We start from the raw sequence: 16798 nt of genomic DNA on the forward strand, positions 1-16798 counted from the left end.
GTGCACATTTCCTTGTTCTAGTCTTAAAAACTCATCCAATAGCTAATTTTGTCTCCGCAAAACGGAGTTTTTTCTGACGTGGGCTGGCTAAAAAGTACGCCAAGGTTAATGGCCCCAATCTGCCCATATACATCATAAAGATGATAATAAGCTCGCCCGATGCAGAGAGCTGACCTGTTAAGCCACGAGATAATCCCACAGTACCCAATGCAGAAACCGCTTCAAACACGACATCTATCATCGGGGCATTTTCCGTCAAGAGTAATGCAAAGATGGCTAACCACGTTACTACAACCGAAATCATCGTCAGTGCCAGAGCTTTGCTGATCGTATCTTTCGCGATTTCACGTTTAAACACATGGATTTGCTCATCACGACGTAAGTAAGCGTAAGTCGATAATATCAACACCATAAAGGTCACGACTTTGATGCCGCTTGCAGTACTCAAAGAGCCGCCCCCAATAAACATCAACACCAAAATAATCGTGGTTGTGGCATCTTCGAGTTGGTCAATCGCGAGCGTATTAAAACCTGCGGTTCTGGGGGTTACCGCTTGAAACCAAGAAGCCAGCCACTTACCGAGTTCGCTGAGTGGCGCTAAGGTGTTGGGGTTATCACGCTCGATTAGGTAGATGGCTATCACTGCCACAGCATTGATAAGCACGGTTCCCATTATCATCATGCGGCTATAAACCGTCAGCTTTGACCAGCGACGGTTTCGCTTTAAATCCATCCAAACCGAAAAGCCTAACCCACCAATAATAAATAACCCGGTAACCGTCAGGTTAACGACGGGGTCATCCACATAAGGCATTAAGCTATCAGCACTTAAGGCAAACCCTGCATTATTAAACGCACTGACGGTATAGAAAAAACCGTGAAATAAACTGGTTGCCCAGCCAAGTTCATCACTCCAATACCAAGTTAGTATCATCACCCCAACCAGTTCGACGGTCAGTGCAAACATCAGTACGGATTTAGCGGTTGCAACCAACATCGAGGAGTCGGTTTGATTGAAGGCTTCTCTTGCGACGGTACGCTCTAAAAAGCCGATTTTCCCTCCCAAAGCAATTAAGGTCACAATGGCAAAGGTCATGAGCCCGAGTCCACCACACTGAATCAGTAAAGCGATGACAACTTGCCCAAATAAAGTGAACTGTGTGCCTGTATCAACCACCACTAGCCCTGTCACCGTCACGGCTGAGGTTGCCGTGAACAAACTCTGTATCCAAGTGATAGGCTCATGAACCGCAATAGGCAATTTGAGTAGTGCCATACCCAGCAGGATGAGCAGTAAAAAGCTACCACTTAAAATCAGCGGTGGCGCACCCACTATTTTTTTTCCTGACTTGGGTTTACGCTCTATCGGCGTGATCGAGGGATGCCACAATACCATGTCACACCAACCTTGGAGCGAGGTATTTTAACTCAGCCCGAGTGCCGCACAACAGAATAATATCATTTGCTTTCAAGACAAAATCATGACCAATCTGATTGAGCACGTCTTGTTCACGTTTGATGAGAACCGTTTGCACACTGCCTTTGGTATCGCCAAGAATTTGTCCAATTTGGGTATCGTGTAGCGACGCTTTAATATGAACTTCCACCACATACAAGCCATGACCTAATGACAAATAGTTATTCACCATCGGGTAGTTTAGTGCCTGAGCGACACGCACGCCCATTTCCTCTTCTGGATGGATAATACGTTGAACGCCAAGTTTCGATACAATGGTGTGATGTGCTTTGGTACTGGCCTTCACCCAAATCTCTTTAACACCGAGATTTTTCAATGCCAACGTGCAAAGCAAACTTGACTGCATGTCCTCCCCAATCGCGATCAATACCGCTTCACTGTTTCCAAGATCTAATTCACGCAGCGCATTTTCATCGGTGGAGTCACAAATAATCGCTTGCGTTAACTCCTCGACATATTTCTCAACAATTTTTGGGTCGCGATCAACGCCCGTCACGGTGTGTCCGAGATGGATCAGTTCAAGACTGGCTGCGATACCAAAACGCCCAAGTCCAATGACAGTAAAATGTGCCATGACAATACCTTTACTATTTTTTCCAAAAGTGGGGCAATAACATGGCTAACACCGTGAAGTATTCCAGTCGGCCAAGGATCATTGCCAGATTTAATATCCAGATGCCTGGATCAGAAACAGGTTGAAAATTGCTTGCTACCACGCCAAAACCAGGGCCAAGCACATTGATACACGCCACCACTGCGGTAAAAGACGACCAAAAATCCAGTCCCGTTGCCATCATCAATAAGGTAAACACCACGGTAGTCAATGCTGCTAGAGACATAAAAGCCATCACTGAGTTGGTGACATCAGAGGCCACTACACGACCTTGATAACGGATCGGTAATATCGCCCTAGGATAAGTTAGTTGGCGGATCTCTCTTCGAATAACTTTAAAAGTAATAATATCGCGCACAAATTTATTGCCCCCTGCGGTAGAGCCAGAGCAACCACCAAGATAAGCACAAAACACTAAAAAGAACGCGCTTGCCGCAGGCCAACTGCCCAAATCTGCCGCCCCAAACCCTGTACTGGTCATAAATGAAACGACGCTGAACATGGCAAAACTGAGTGAGGTCAGAAAATCGTCGTAAGCAGAATGGTTAAAAATATACCAGCCCAAAACAAAGGAGAGCGCAATCGCAGTAACAATAAACACTCTTGACTCTTCATCGGAAGCATACAGACGTAACCCTTTAAAGCCACCTCGAAAAACTCGGAAATGAAGGCCAAAACTGATCGCGCCCAACATCATGAAAATATTGGATAATATAAGGATAAGGTGGCTTTCAAAATGCCACATGCTGGCATCATGGGTCGAGAACCCTCCTGTTGAAACCGTGGTAAAACTGTGCGCAATAGCATCGTAGGCCGACATCCCTGCAAGATAGTAAGCCAACGCACAAGCAACGGTTATCGCCAAATAGACACCCCAAAGGTAATGAGCAGATTTAGAAATACGTGGTGATAACTTATCATCCTTGATAGGGCCTGGTGTTTCGGCCTTAAGCAGCCGCATTCCACCGACATTAAGCATAGGCAACACCGCGACGACAAAAATCACCACGCCTAACCCGCCCATCCACTGAAGAAATTGGCGATACAAGAGAAAAGATTTCGGCATATCGTCCAAGCCAGCCAAGATGGTGGCTCCCGTGGTGGTTAACCCACTGATGGACTCAAATATTGCATCAGTCATACTGACTTTTGTAACGAGATGGATCGGTAATGCACCTAAAAATCCGGTCAAGACCCAAGTTAAACTGGCAAACATTAACGCATCTCGGAAGGTGACTTTATGCAGTTCACTTTTTCGCAATAAAACGGATAACAAAAAGGCAGTGAGCATCATTACCGCCGAAGGAGAGAAAAAGTTACTGGATATACGGTCTTGAAATATAAATAGCGATAACAAGCCAAATGAACCTTGCACAATCCCCATCCAAAGTATGGGCATAACCAAGAGTCGAACGGTGTTCTTAAGGTTAATCACAAGGTGGCTCCATTGAAACTAAACGGTAGCCAATCCCTGATTCGGTTTTAATGAGCTGTTGTTCGTCTGCACTGTCGTTGAGTTTTTTACGTAATTGGCTAACCAGTACGCGCAGATAATGGGTATCGTCGGTATGACTTTCGCCCCACACCTCTCTCAACAAGTCTGTTTGCTTCACAAGTTGCCCTGGTGTAATCATGAGCATTTCAAGAAACGCAAACTCCTTTTTGGTCAGAATCACTTCGGTATTGTACAGCCAGCATTGATGGGTACTTTTTTGTAGCTTGAGCGCACTAAAAGTAACGATATCCTCGCTAAAATGGTCACTGACCAAGTCTCGCAGCAGTACCTTAATCCGTACAATAAGTTCTTTAATGCCAAACGGCTTACTGAGGTAGTCGTTAGCGCCCGCCTCAAGTAAGCGGATCTTCTCTTCTTCTTGATCGCGTGCCGTTAGGATGAGCACGGGGGTTTTACTTGACTGACGGATCATTGATAGGAACTCGATACCATCACCATCAGGTAATCCCAAGTCGAGCACCACCACATGCGGCTGAACACGCTCAAATTGCACTTTTGCCGTCGCTAACGAGTCTGCTCCCTGGTAATCAAAGCCTTCAGCCGCCAAAGAAATGCGCATAAACGTTTGGATTTGAGGCTCATCATCGACCACTAGTATTTTGTAGTTCACTTACTGCTCTCCTTGTTGACTGCTTGGCAGCGAAATCCGAATCAAACAACCTTGTTGTACTTCTACACATTCGATATAGCCTTGATGGGCTGAGACCACGCCTTTTGCCACACTCAATCCAAGGCCAGAGCCAGAGTCATCACTTTTTTTTCCCTTGCCTGAATAAAACAGCTCGAACATGCGTTCTGCTTCATCGGGTCGCAGTGATTGGCCTTGGTTGTAGACATCAATCACCACATTCTGCTGACTCTGATAAATCGTCACACTGACCTGTTTATCTTTGGGGGAATAGCGCAACGCATTGTCCAAGACATTAAATAACGCCTGCTCTAGCAAAGCTCGACTGACATCAACCGATGAAACCACCTCATTGACGACAACCTCAATACTGGTAGTGGATGGAGAAAAACGGCCAATAACGCTTTTTACAATATGTACTATGGATTCTTGTTGCTTCTGGATACGAACCACACCGTGTTGTAATTTCGTCGCTTGCAAAAGGTTCTCAATGTATTGATGTAAGCGGTGACTTTCTTTGATGGCACTGTCGAGCAGTTCATTCTTTTCTTTGGCTTGCAGTTGCGTCTGATATTCTTTGAAGGTGGTGAGATTACCGATAATCCCCGCGAGCGGGGTTCTCAAATCATGGGATACAGAGAGCAAAATTTGGTGGCGCAGTTGAACTTGTTCTAGCGCATTTTGTTGGCGTCGATATCGATCTGCGAGCTGACTGGTGGTAAAGGCAACCACAATAAAAACAAGTAAATTGATGATGTCATCCAAATGAAACATCTGAAGCGAATACCGAGGCGTGGTAAAGAGGAAGTTAAAACTGACCGCTTCAGCAATCGCAGCCACATAAGCTATTCGTGAGTGACATTGGAGGGCAATCACAACGATAGAAAGCTGGAGTATCAGCAACACCGCGATGGTTGAGCCCAACCACTGATCAAGCCCTAAAGAGATAACAAGTGCAAGAACAAATACCGAGGCTGATAATAGATAACGCTTCTGTAGCCAACTCATTGCCATATCAATCATTTGCAAGAAAATATTAACCGCGACTCTATCAGATACGGAATCAGGGTTCGCGTAAAAAAAACGTAAAAAAATGGCAGGTAATAATAGAAAAATCTAGAGATGTAACAAACTTTGATCGGATAGGCAACACCTGTTACTAAGTGCTGACCTCCTCATGCACCTTTCACTGCATACGGCTCAAGCCCCCACTAAAGTGTATTAGGTTACCCTGCAACCTAGGTAGCAGTTAAAGCAGGATCAAACCAAGAGTGACGGCTTTCCAATCAATGTATTGCCATTGAGTGCCATTAGGAGAAGCACTAATTTCTGATGATACAGATGATTCACTCTTATCGTGGTGAACAACGCTTTAGATCCCAGGGGCCAGAATAAGTTAGTCTCTGGTTAACAGACCCTAGGCGTAAAGGTAATAGGACTGAATCAACCCAGCAACAAAACTGGGCTGATGTGTAATGCATAAGAGGTGGCATTATACTGTACTTGAAAGTAAGTCACTCATTGAACCCGTCGAAAGTAAGTCACTCATTGAACCCGTCTTTTCCACGATACATATTACCTAATCTGCGAAGCTATCGGGCTTGAGAAGTATTGATAGAAAAATATGAACAAAAAATATATTGCCTTTTTTAGCGTCTGTTTGAGATCCCGCCCTTGTTTGGGAGGACATTTGTCCTCCCTTTTGACGAGTGAAGAGAGATACCATCCTTTTATCCACTAACATTCAATGAAAAGGACTTAATATGGAGCTGATCTCCTTATTCGATATCAATAATACCTTGCTACACATTCCGATTGGCACAGGTTATGACATGAGCTGGATCGAAGCTATTGGCACCATTTTCGGCTTACTATGCATCTGGTTTGCCAGCCAAGAAAAAACCATTAACTACCTGTTTGGTTTAATTAACGTGACCCTTTTTGCGGTGATTTTCTTTCAAATCCAACTTTATGGCTTACTTCTGCTGCAGTTGTTTTTCTTCTGTGCCAATGTGTACGGCTGGTATGCATGGACAAGACCCAATGCGGCGGGAGATTTGCTCGAAGTTCGTTGGTTAAGTCAGAAAAAAATGCTCATCACCGCCAGCCTCTGCGTGTGTGCGATAGCCCTGTTAACACTTTATATTGACCCATTTTTCTTCGCGTTAGCAAACATCGCCGTCGATAGCATGAACCTATTTGGTGCCAACTTATCTGAACCAGTATTAGAACCGGATGCGTTTCCGTTCTGGGATTCAACCATGACCGTATTATCGATTGTCGCACAAGTTCTCATGACTCGGAAATACGTTGAAAACTGGGTACTTTGGGTTGTCATAAACATCATCAGTGTCGGCATCTATGCGATGCAAGGGGTGTATGCGATGTCATTACAATACGCTATCCTAATGTTTATCGCAGCCAATGGCACTCGCGCATGGGCACAAACAGCAAAACGGAACCGCGCATCAAACGAAAAATCGGTCAATGAGGCCGTCGCATGAGTAAACAACCCCATTTATGTGTTGATCCAACCCAAGTGGCTGAGCGAGTCATCGTTTGTGGTGAACCTGATCGTGCCGATCGCATTGCTGCATTGCTCAATAACGGAGAACGTATCGCAGAAAACCGTGAATTTCGCTTATTCAATGGACAATACCAAGGAAAAGCGATCACGGTGTGCAGTACCGGGATTGGCGCACCGTCGATGATTATTGCGGTTGAGGAGCTGGCACAATGTGGCGCACGCTACCTTGTGCGGGTCGGCTCAGCGGGTGCATTACAGCCAAATATCCAACTTGGCCAACTGATCGTTGCGGAAGCTGCCGTGCGTGATGATGGAGGCTCAAAAAGTTATATCGATTCGACTTACCCTGCCTACGCCAGTTTCAATTTACTTCAAGGGATTAATGGTTATTTGCAAACACAAAACAGGCCTTACCATATGGGAATCGTCCGTTCACACGACAGTTTTTATACCGACAATGAAGAAGCCTTATGTCATTACTGGCATGGAAAAGGCATCCTAGGGGCGGATATGGAAACGTCAGCACTATTTACCGTCGGTCGTTTACGCGGTTTACAGGTAGCATCTGTACTCAATAACGTCGTTTGTTATCAGCAAGATGTAAAAGAAGGAGTCAACCAATACGTGAATGATAACAAGGACATGATGGACGGAGAAAAACGCGCCTGCTTGGCTGCACTAGAAGCCCTTGTAAACCTGTAGTGTGGTAATCCGCCCCACCAAAGCGAAATGGTCTCTTCAGACACCGTTTCTATAGCCAGCCCACTGAAATTACAGGTAGGTGGCAAGTGAATCCCCAATCGCATAGACAGACGATGCGATTGGGGGTGAACGAGCGTAGCTAACACCGCTGCAGCGTCAGGTAACAAGGAGATACATCTGGTAAGCTCTCATTATCAACCGTAGAGGAGTGACATTGAGCAATAAGAAACGTACTCTTTACCTTCTTAATCGACAGTAATCATGAACTATGAGAATCAGCCCCTATCCCACTGGCCGTTTCGCGACTTATTTGACAAAACAAGCCAAAGCTTTTCGAGATCTCATCTACCGCTGCCAAATAAACAGCTACTATGTTGATGCTGGCACAGCCATACTGCGTCAAGGCGAACAGCTCGAACAAATTTTTGTCGTGCCTGTCGGCCGCGTTTCAATGAATATCATCGCCGTGAATGGCCGACGTTTTCAACTCGGTGAAGTTAATTGTGACCACCATATCTTTGGTGAAATGGAATTTTTTACCGAAACACCGTGCCAGTGGACCGTCACCGCCGATGAACACTTACAAGTCGATCTCATTTGTATTCACCGTTTAATGCAAGCATTGCAACAACAGCCTGAGATGATGGTTTTCTTTGCCTCGGCATTAGCTGAGGATTATCAAGACTCTATGGCGATTTATACGAGCCGCTTACTGCACCCTATCGCTTACAACATTGCCTTTGATTTACTTCAACAAAAACAACATTCCGTAACGCTAGGAGGGTTTGACAAGGTGAATCAGGAAGCTGAACGCTTTGGTACTTCAAGTCGAGTATATAGACGTGCGGTAAAAGAACTGATCGAAAGAGGACTAATCACCAAACAAGGCAACCGCTTAGCCATTGTGAATGAACCGCAATTACGTCGTTTTCTAGGGTCTGTTGACCCGAGTGAGTAAAGCGGCAGCATTAAATATGGCTTCTTTAGTACTGACATCAAGAACGTTTATTTTATTAAAACGCTCCGGATCGTTTATCGCAACATCATGAGCAAAAATAACCAATTTGGCTTGTGCAATATCTTTCTCTGTAATCCGGTTAATCACTCCATTTGCCCCCTGTGTTTCAACCTTAATTTTAATGCCAAGTGCACAAGCGGCTTTTTCTAAGGATTTCGCTGCCAAAAACGTATGAGCCACCCCAGAAGGACAAGAGGTAACCGCTAGTACATCGGCTTCGCCTTCTCCATACACTGACGTATAAGCGGGAGAACCTGGCATATAGTATCGCTCTTCTACCACGTTTTTTTTCAAAGCAATAACAATCATCGCCGTCGTCACAGAACCGGCCACTGTACCGACGAGGTAGCCGATTTTCCCATCAATGACCGGCAATACGATCCAACCGCCCCACGGTGCATGATTCATCACCTGAAACATAAACCCAAGCACATTCCCAACAATTCCGCCCGCAACAATAGCAGGTAACACGCGGGCCGGATCGGCAGTGGCAAAGGGAATGGCACCTTCACTAATACCAATCATACCCATAATGCCAGCCGCTTTTCCGGCTTCGCGCTCTTCACGCTTAAATTTATGCGGTGATAACAACGTCGCAAGAGCCATTCCTAATGGCGGTGTGCAAATAGCGATTCCAACCCCACCCATCAGCCATGGCTGAGTATTCACTTGTGTCTGCGCAAACAAAGTGGCAACTTTATTAATCGGGCCGCCCATATCAAATGCAGTCATTGCTCCAAGCACAGTACCCAGCATAACTTTTCCGGAGCCTGCCATTTCCGTCAGCCCATTATTCATCGCCGTCATGGCACTTGCGATGGGTACTCCCATCACCCACATCACCGCGCCACAAGTCACGAAAGTACCGACGAGGGGATAAATAAAGATAGAGCCGAGTGATATCATGCTATCGGGTAACCGAATTTTTTTGAGTAACCACACAACCCATCCGGCCAAAAAACCCACGATGATCGCACCAAGAAATCCGGTGTTGTAATGGCTTACCGCAATCCAAGACCCGATCATGCCGGGTGCAAGCCCCGGCTTATCAGCAATTGAATAAGCAATATAACCGCCCAGCACAACCGTAAATAACGTTAAACCGGCCATTCCCATTTGGGCGATATCGGCGAGAACGCCTTCTTGCGGCACACCACCATGGCCAGAGATCATCACGGATAATGACAGCAAAACACCACCTGCAACAATAAACGGGATCATATGTGAGGTACCAAACAACAAATGTTCTTTGATCCGTCCGAGCTTTTGTGCCCAAGGGCTTAATGGCTGCTCGCTCACATCAAAAATCGCTGGCGAACCTTGTTCTGACGTCTCTGTTAGCATTGCGAACGCTTCTGCACATGATTGAGCCGCTTTAAGCTTTTCCACAAAGCTCTCTTCAATAATTTTAGTGGAAATTTGTGCCAATACTTCAATATGGTGGTGGTCATCCCCAACGGGTGAAGCCAGCATAAAAAAAACCTCCGCTCGCTCGCCATTCTCAGCACCATAATCAATCCCAGTACGGCTAATACCCACAGCAACCGCAGGCTTAGCAACGGCACGACTTTTCGCGTGCGGAATCGCAATTCCATCATCAAAGCCCGTATTCCCTATCTCTTCCCGCTGCCAAATATCGGTTAAAAACTCGCTTTGACTGGTTAATTTCCCAGCCGCACCAAGCAGACCGACCAGTTCTTTGAACACTTCATCTTTGGTTTGAGCCTTCAATTCTAAACAAATCGTATCTAGCTCGATTAAGTCGGTAATATCCATCAATTGTTGTTCAATATTCACGCTCGAATGTATCCTTATAGGCGTTTACCCTGTGCGATGAAGAGCAAAAATGGCTCTCTATGGGTAAGGTTGCTGTGATCACCTGCACGTTAATTGTGCATAGATTAACCAGCCAACTCGCTTGCAGCTATAGGACTAAGGAAACATCAACTGGATTAATGTAACATGATGAGCAAACTGTGATAGAACACCAATGTTTATCGGTTATCGATTCATGCCATCGGTTGTTGTTGTGTTAATATTTACCAAAAATCATTGGATAGTTCATGAAGATTGTCGCAGTCACCGCATGCCCTACAGGCATTGCTCATACCTATATGGCGGCCGATGCTTTGATGAAAGCAGCGCCTAAATATAACGTACAAATCAAAGTTGAAACTCAAGGCGCAATGGGCATCGAAAATCAGCTCACGCCCCATGATATCGCCCAAGCGGATCGCGTTTTGATCGTCTCTGACATTGATATTGAACAACCAGCACGTTTCGAAGGGACACATCAAGTTCAAATCCCGATTGAAGATGTATTACTTAATGTCGATAAAGTATTTCTCCTCTATTGCCGCGATTAACCACTGCCAAGTGGCTGAGCATCAAAGCTGCCGTTTTCATGCGGAGAAATAACCGATGAACGAATATCAAATTACTTTTTTTGTTGATAACAACACTGCACGGGCTCATATCGTTCAGCCCCTCAATCGAGTGGTAAAAAAATTCAAAAGCACCTTGCATATCATCAACATAACTCGCAATCGCGTGGCACAATTAAGCAAATCCTTAGCTATATTACAGGTTGGATTACAGCAAAACGACCTGTGCCAAATCACAGCCATAGGCATTGATGCCGAGCTGGCTTGCTTCGTTATCAAAGACATCATGGCAGAATACTTTACGGTTGTTGGCTCACAAATCAACTATGAGTTTTCCAGCCAATTGGCCGAACGTCTACCACAGATCAGCCCACCCTGTGACATTAAATGGCTTTACGCCAACGCACACACAGCGTTGACTAAGTTTGAATGTTTAAAAGGATTGGCTCAATTAATTCATCCCATTCATCCAGATGAACTGCTCCTTGCGTTTATTAAACGAGAGGAGCGATCTTCCACATGTGTGATACCAGGGATCGCTCTGCCTCATGTTATGTTTGCAGGCGTTGAGCACATTAGCGTTGCTGTCATTGCCAATCAAATCCCGATGGATTGGGCGTCAAAAATGGGCAATGTCCATCTTGCCATCGCACTGGTCATGCCGGAAAAACCCTCTCGAGAACAGATCATCGCTGCGACAAATCTCACCCGTAACTTATTAACTGATCAAATGGCAGAACGCCTGCTACTGACGAAAAGTCGCGTTGATTTACAAGCATTGCTAATGTACGCTATGTCTCGCCTACTAGCTTGATTAATAAAGCTTTTTATTTCTCTTGGTCAAATTGAGCCACGGTATTGAGTTGGGGTTTTCCCTGTGCGATTTTTAAACACACGACAAAAATAGTTCACATCTTTAAAACCACAACGGACAGACACTTCATTCAGTTTAAAGTTATATTTTTTCAGCATAAACTTTGCGCGCTCAACCCTAACCCAAGTAATGTAATCAGCTAATGTCATGTGACCTTGTTGCCGAAAAAGGCGCGACAAATGATTGGATGAAATACTAAACCGAGCAGCAATACTGTCACGGGTAATTGGACGGTGAAAGTTCTCTTGAATATAAATACAAATACCTTGATACAAATCTTGCACACGGCGGCTCGACTGCTGCTCAATCGGCGCATCCAACATTGTTTTGGCATATTGTAATAGGGCTTGTAACAAAAGCTCATCCATCGGCTTTTTTATATTCTCACGAGCCAGCGAACTAAGCGCCTCTAAGAGGTTATCAATCGCAAACCCAGAACGGGTCTGAATACTGTGTTTTTGAATATCGTAAAAAGTCGCCTCACCTTTACGTTTGCTTACTAAGCTCAGACCAAGCTGACGACGGCCAAACAGAATGCTCAATACCGAACAATCTGTATCCCAATCAGGCTTATTCCAACAGTTTGGTGGAATAAAAATGGCGTCTCCACTTTTGGCAACAATATGGCTGACTTTTCGATGATCATCTTCCATTTGATTAATATATTCCCCACTTAACACCAACTCTAGACGCGGAAAATTGACTTGATAGCTAAATTTGGGGGGGGTATGAAAATCACCTGCGAACCAAATATGATGAAAGGGTTCCCTTTCTTGTAAGACCGCTGAAATTAACTCATTAAAAATCATTTGCTCATACCCTATCTATTGGGGACTATTTTTTTAGGTATACACTGGGCTGAATTTTTGTACTACAGAACAAAATCACACTTCACCAACAAGGTTATAAAAATCCAGTTACTGAATCAATTTTCTAGATAAAACCCGTCGCCAATTCCACTCTCGAAACGAGTGATAAGGTTGATGAACTCTATATAATAATTTTCCCACAAATCACCGCTGCAATAAAAATACAGTAGATGATCTGAATCACACTCTTACTAGTGAGTTACAATTATCCAGTAAATGCATTATTTATTCACTACCCTGAATTGAGCACAACTTTGACAATGCACTGAAATAACAATGATCGTTACAGGGGTTATTCATGATCACCAAACTCATTAATGAAAATTTAATCAAGCTTGATCTTCAAGCCACGAGCAAAGAAGAGGTGTTTAAAGAACTCATTGAAGTTCTCTATGCTCAAGGTCGCATCTCAGACCAAGCACAATTTTTAACAGATATTCAAGCACGTGAAGCGTTGGGCAACACAGGATTTGAAGAAGGGGTTGCGATCCCGCATGCCAAAAGTGCCGCCGTCATTGAGCCGGCGGTGGTGATCGGTGTTAGCCAATCAGGTATTGAGTACGGTGCTGATGATGGGCTACCTTCTAAATTATTTTTCATGATCGCCTCACCCGATGGTGGCGATAATCACCATATTGAAGTGCTTGCTGAACTCTCATCAAAATTAATTGAAGATGGCTTTATTGATGCCTTTGTTAACGCATCCAATAGCCAGCAAGCGCTGGCGTTGCTGTTAACCAAACAAGAATCACAACAACCCACACTCCCCGTAACCAATCAAGGATTCATTATTGGCGTAACGGGCTGTCCTGCCGGTGTTGCGCACACCTACCTCGCTGCAGAAGCACTAGAGAAAGGTGCCGCTGCCATGGGTTATGATATTAAAGTAGAAACGAATGGCTCTATCGGGGTCAAAAATAGCCCAACTGAGCAAGAAATCGAACGTGCCGACGCCATCATCGTCGCCTGTGATAAACAAGTGGACATGAGCCGTTTTGCGGGCAAGCGTGTGGTTAAAACGAATGTAAAAGCTCCTATCCGCGATGCTCAGGCCCTGATTAATGAAGCGTTAAACGCCCCCATCTACCAAGCAGATGCCACCAGCAATACACAAAAATTTGCCGCTGGCAAAGCCTCTCAAGCTCGCTCCGATCTCTACCGTTATTTAATGAATGGTGTCTCACACATGATTCCATTCGTTGTAACAGGCGGTCTACTGATCGCTTTAGCACTGGCAGTAGGCGGTGAGCCGAGTGAAACTGGCATGGCGATTCCGGACGGCAGTATGTGGAATCAAATCCTTAATGTGGGCGTGGTTGCCTTTACTCTGATGATCCCAATCCTTGCCGGTTACATTGCTTACGCCATTGCAGACCGCCCTGCACTCACCCCAGGATTGATCGGCGGCTGGATTGCCAATAACGGATCTTTTTATGGCGCAGATGCAGGCACAGGCTTTATTGGCGCGATCATCGCGGGTCTATTGGTGGGTTATTTCGTCAAATGGATTACATCCATCAACTACCACAAATTTATCCAACCTTTAGTCCCTATTATGATTGCGCCGATCACTGGTTCATTATTCATTGCGGGGCTATTTATCTTCGTAATTGGAGCACCAATTGCGAGCTTAATGGATAGCCTAACCGCACTTCTGACCACCATGAGTACCGGTAATGTGGTATTGCTCGGTATCGTATTAGGCGGAATGGCTGGATTCGATATGGGTGGCCCCTTCAACAAAGTTGCCTTCTTATTCTCGGTCGGTATGATAGCGAGCGGTCAAACACAATTTATGGGGGCAATGGCATGTGCTATCCCCGTCGCACCGTTAGGTATGGCATTAGCAACGGTATTGGGCCGTAAGTTCGCTCTATTTGAAGCATCAGAACAAGAAGCCGGTAAAGCGGCTGGTGCAATGGGTTTGGTCGGTATTTCTGAAGGTGCAATCCCATTTGCCGCGCAAGATCCGATGTCGGTTATTCCTGCCAATATGCTAGGTTCAATGGTTGCGGCAGTCATGGCGTTCTCATTTGGTATCACCAATAGCGTCGCACATGGTGGCCCCGTGGTTGCACTATTAGGTGCAATGAACCATCCCGTGCTTGCACTTCTCTGTATGATCGTCGGTGCAATAGTAACGGCAATAACGTGTGTCACATTGAAGAAAATTCGTAAAACGAAAATGATGCAAGCTACGGCTTAGCCCTAACGATTCTAATGGCTTGGGCAATTTGGTCCAAGCCATGATTTTTTAATGGTGAGATTTTATGTCTGATTTAACAATGTCTAAGGCACAAACGGCCCCAACACAGGCGGGTTATCCCATGTTCTTATTGATGAATAATGTGATTCAAAACTACGCTTGGGGCAGTACAACCTCTGTCAACCAACTGTTTGGGATTGAAAATCCAACCCATGAGCCACAAGCTGAAGTGTGGATGGGCGCGCATCCCAATGGCTGCTCAACCGTCAATATCCACGGTCAAGCCACAAAACTCTCTACGCTGATTGCTCAAGACATGGATGCTTTTCTAGGCACAGAAGTAGCCACTCGTTTTAAAGAACTTCCTTATTTATTCAAAATATTGGCAGCAGAAAAAGCCTTATCTATTCAAGTCCATCCAAACAAACAACAAGCAGAACAAGGATTCGCGTTAGAACAACAACAAGCCATTCCTCTCTCTGCGGCTCATCGTAACTATAAAGATCCCAACCACAAGCCGGAATTGGTCTACGCATTGACTGAGTACCAAGCGATGAATGGTTTTCGATCCATCAATGAGATTATTGGCCATTTTTCTCAGCTTGCTATTTTTGAGCTACAACCGCTATTAGACGAGCTTATCGCTCATCAAACACCTCAAGGCTTAGCGGCGTTCTTTTCTGGCTTATTATCTCTTGAAGGGCAACAAAAAGAAAACGCGCTCACCGCTCTGTTGGTAAAAGCGCGCGAACTAAACTCTCCCCTGTTTAGCCTCATTGCGACACTGGAAAAACAGTATCCGAATGATATTGGCCTATTTGCACCCTTATTGCTTAATGTGATCACACTACAACCCGGTCAAGCGATGTTTTTAGATGCCGAAACGCCACATGCCTATCTCCAAGGGACAGGTCTTGAAATTATGGCAAACTCTGACAACGTCTTACGCGCAGGCTTAACCCCTAAATATATTGATGTACAAGAGTTAATCGCTTGCACTCGTTTTACCGAAAAACCATCCGATAGCTTATTACTCGACCCCATTGAACGTGATGGTATCTTGGAATATCCCGTGCCAGTGAACGATTTCAAATTTGCTATCATTACCGCCTCAAACCACAATGCATTTGATGTGCAAAGTGCTGAAATCCTACTTCCGTTAGAAACCACCTTAGTGCTCACTCATGCAAACGGTGAAACCTGTGTGGTAGAGAAAGGCCGCTCCGTGTTCATTCCAGCTTATGCCAAACATTACACGATGAGTTGTACTGGCCGAGTTGCTCGCGCATATAGCGAGTAATCGACAAACTATACCCAAACAACGTGGAGTTACAGGTAGGCGGCAAGTGAGTGAATCCCCATGAGCATAGACAGGCTATGTGATTGGGGTGAAAGAACGTAACCAACCCCCCTGCACAGGGCGTCCGCATGAATGGTTAGAATTTAGCCGCCAACTTAAATCCAGCTAACAAGACTTGCTCCAAGAAGCCGGGGTTCATCATGCAACGCTTCTGCTTCATTGGCACACTAATTTTGGTTGGCTCAGCTCTTAGCATGTTAAGCGCCATGTGTCTTAACCCTGCCAAGTTTTCAGCTGCGTTTTCTCGGTAAATCTGACAAGCATCTTCCCGCATGCTCACATCTAAAATCCAATGCATTGACTCAATGCCCCAGTGGGCTCGAATAGCATTTCCAGCTTGCTCCGGAGTCAGGTCAGCTGAACTTATGTAGTAGCGGTACTCCAACACTGGTGCTTTGCCTTTTGCGGCTCGGTAATTTTCAACCATGACTATACTGCTTAGTCGGCTCCACGTAGAGAAGTCACCCTCCAACTCGCAGGCCTTGAGTACATGGCAAGTTCGTGCTTCAACACGGCCTTTCTGTTTCTCGATGTGATAGGTGTTTTTTTCAATCGGAGCACGACGGTGTGGGGCGAAGGCGGCCTGTACGGCTGCCGACAACTTGCCTTGGTTCCCCTTTACTG

At 45.3% G+C, this 16798-nt stretch carries 15 protein-coding genes; 7 read left to right on the plus strand and 8 right to left on the minus strand.

The window, feature by feature from the left end:
• Positions 1-31: 31 nt before the first annotated feature.
• Genes CAG57_RS05020 through CAG57_RS05040 form a run of 5 tightly spaced genes read right to left on the minus strand, consistent with a single transcriptional unit; the run spans position 32 to position 5242 of the window.
• Positions 32-1396 carry a TrkH family potassium uptake protein gene (locus CAG57_RS05020; protein WP_161427079.1) on the minus strand — a complete coding sequence of 455 codons (1365 nt, stop codon included), beginning with the start codon at positions 1394-1396 and terminating at the stop codon, positions 32-34.
• A 1-nt stretch (position 1397) separates the two neighbouring features.
• The gene (locus tag CAG57_RS05025; RefSeq protein ID WP_161427080.1) at positions 1398-2051 is read right to left on the minus strand and encodes a potassium channel family protein; all 654 of its coding nucleotides are present in this window, start codon (positions 2049-2051) and stop codon (positions 1398-1400) included.
• 13 nt (positions 2052-2064) lie between these two features.
• Complete coding sequence (locus CAG57_RS05030; RefSeq protein WP_161427081.1) at positions 2065-3525, minus strand: potassium transporter TrkG; 1461 nt, start codon at positions 3523-3525, stop codon at positions 2065-2067.
• Entirely contained in the window at positions 3518-4216 is a 699-nt protein-coding gene (locus CAG57_RS05035; protein ID WP_161427082.1) for a response regulator, read from the minus strand. Before CAG57_RS05035 ends, CAG57_RS05030 begins: the two co-directional genes overlap by 8 nt.
• Entirely contained in the window at positions 4217-5242 is a 1026-nt protein-coding gene (locus tag CAG57_RS05040) for a sensor histidine kinase (protein ID WP_161427083.1), read from the minus strand.
• A gap of 755 nt (positions 5243-5997) precedes the next feature.
• Here CAG57_RS05040 and pnuC point away from each other — a divergent pair.
• From pnuC to CAG57_RS05055, 3 genes are all read left to right on the plus strand, one after another.
• A complete protein-coding gene (gene pnuC / locus CAG57_RS05045; RefSeq protein WP_161426991.1) occupies positions 5998-6738 on the plus strand; it encodes a nicotinamide riboside transporter PnuC in 741 nt (246 codons plus the stop codon).
• The gene (locus CAG57_RS05050; RefSeq protein ID WP_161426992.1) at positions 6735-7463 is read left to right on the plus strand and encodes a nucleoside phosphorylase; all 729 of its coding nucleotides are present in this window, start codon (positions 6735-6737) and stop codon (positions 7461-7463) included. Before pnuC ends, CAG57_RS05050 begins: the two co-directional genes overlap by 4 nt.
• Positions 7464-7731: 268 nt before the next feature.
• Complete coding sequence (locus CAG57_RS05055) at positions 7732-8421, plus strand: Crp/Fnr family transcriptional regulator (RefSeq protein WP_099611146.1); 690 nt, start codon at positions 7732-7734, stop codon at positions 8419-8421.
• On the opposite strand, the gene CAG57_RS05060 is transcribed toward CAG57_RS05055, so the two are convergent.
• Entirely contained in the window at positions 8395-10257 is a 1863-nt protein-coding gene (locus CAG57_RS05060) for a fructose-specific PTS transporter subunit EIIC (protein ID WP_161426995.1), read from the minus strand. The genes CAG57_RS05055 and CAG57_RS05060 overlap by 27 nt on opposite strands.
• Positions 10258-10544: 287 nt before the next feature.
• Here CAG57_RS05060 and CAG57_RS05065 point away from each other — a divergent pair, with 287 nt between their 5' ends.
• Together CAG57_RS05065 and CAG57_RS05070 are read left to right on the plus strand one after the other, a co-directional pair.
• Positions 10545-10847 carry a PTS fructose transporter subunit IIB gene (locus CAG57_RS05065; RefSeq protein ID WP_099611145.1) on the plus strand — a complete coding sequence of 101 codons (303 nt, stop codon included), beginning with the start codon at positions 10545-10547 and terminating at the stop codon, positions 10845-10847.
• Between the two features lie 55 nt (positions 10848-10902).
• Entirely contained in the window at positions 10903-11679 is a 777-nt protein-coding gene (locus CAG57_RS05070) for a PTS sugar transporter subunit IIA (RefSeq protein ID WP_161426993.1), read from the plus strand.
• A 26-nt stretch (positions 11680-11705) separates the two neighbouring features.
• On the opposite strand, the gene CAG57_RS05075 is transcribed toward CAG57_RS05070, so the two are convergent.
• On the minus strand, positions 11706-12548 hold the full coding sequence (locus tag CAG57_RS05075) for a helix-turn-helix transcriptional regulator (RefSeq protein ID WP_161426994.1): 843 nt from the start codon (positions 12546-12548) through the stop codon (positions 11706-11708).
• Positions 12549-12906: 358 nt separating this feature from the next.
• On the opposite strand from CAG57_RS05075, the gene CAG57_RS05080 reads away from it, so the two are divergent.
• Entirely contained in the window at positions 12907-14814 is a 1908-nt protein-coding gene (locus CAG57_RS05080; RefSeq protein WP_099611143.1) for a PTS fructose transporter subunit IIABC, read from the plus strand.
• A 79-nt stretch (positions 14815-14893) separates the two neighbouring features.
• Positions 14894-16114 (plus strand): mannose-6-phosphate isomerase, class I, encoded by a 1221-nt coding sequence (manA, locus tag CAG57_RS05085; protein ID WP_337247019.1) that lies wholly within the window; start codon positions 14894-14896, stop codon positions 16112-16114.
• A 136-nt stretch (positions 16115-16250) separates the two neighbouring features.
• Here the strand turns inward: manA and CAG57_RS05090 are convergent.
• A partial coding sequence (locus CAG57_RS05090) for an ISAs1 family transposase (RefSeq protein ID WP_161439501.1) occupies positions 16251-16798 on the minus strand: 548 nt, incomplete at its 5' end.

The organism is Vibrio sp. V30_P3S12P165 (genome assembly GCF_009904905.1).
Taxonomy (GTDB): domain Bacteria; phylum Pseudomonadota; class Gammaproteobacteria; order Enterobacterales; family Vibrionaceae; genus Vibrio; species Vibrio fujianensis.

Coding starts and splice junctions, on each gene's coding strand:
- CAG57_RS05020 (WP_161427079.1), bottom strand. CDS start 1,396: ATGGTATTGTGGCATCCCTCGATCACGCCGATAGAGCGTAAACCCAAG.
- CAG57_RS05025 (WP_161427080.1), bottom strand. CDS start 2,051: ATGGCACATTTTACTGTCATTGGACTTGGGCGTTTTGGTATCGCAGCC.
- CAG57_RS05040 (WP_161427083.1), bottom strand. CDS start 5,242: ATGAGTTGGCTACAGAAGCGTTATCTATTATCAGCCTCGGTATTTGTT.
- pnuC (WP_161426991.1), top strand. CDS start 5,998: ATGGAGCTGATCTCCTTATTCGATATCAATAATACCTTGCTACACATT.
- CAG57_RS05050 (WP_161426992.1), top strand. CDS start 6,735: ATGAGTAAACAACCCCATTTATGTGTTGATCCAACCCAAGTGGCTGAG.
- CAG57_RS05055 (WP_099611146.1), top strand. CDS start 7,732: ATGAGAATCAGCCCCTATCCCACTGGCCGTTTCGCGACTTATTTGACA.
- CAG57_RS05060 (WP_161426995.1), bottom strand. CDS start 10,257: ATGGATATTACCGACTTAATCGAGCTAGATACGATTTGTTTAGAATTG.
- CAG57_RS05065 (WP_099611145.1), top strand. CDS start 10,545: ATGAAGATTGTCGCAGTCACCGCATGCCCTACAGGCATTGCTCATACC.
- CAG57_RS05070 (WP_161426993.1), top strand. CDS start 10,903: ATGAACGAATATCAAATTACTTTTTTTGTTGATAACAACACTGCACGG.
- CAG57_RS05075 (WP_161426994.1), bottom strand. CDS start 12,548: ATGATTTTTAATGAGTTAATTTCAGCGGTCTTACAAGAAAGGGAACCC.
- CAG57_RS05080 (WP_099611143.1), top strand. CDS start 12,907: ATGATCACCAAACTCATTAATGAAAATTTAATCAAGCTTGATCTTCAA.
- manA (WP_337247019.1), top strand. CDS start 14,894: ATGTCTAAGGCACAAACGGCCCCAACACAGGCGGGTTATCCCATGTTC.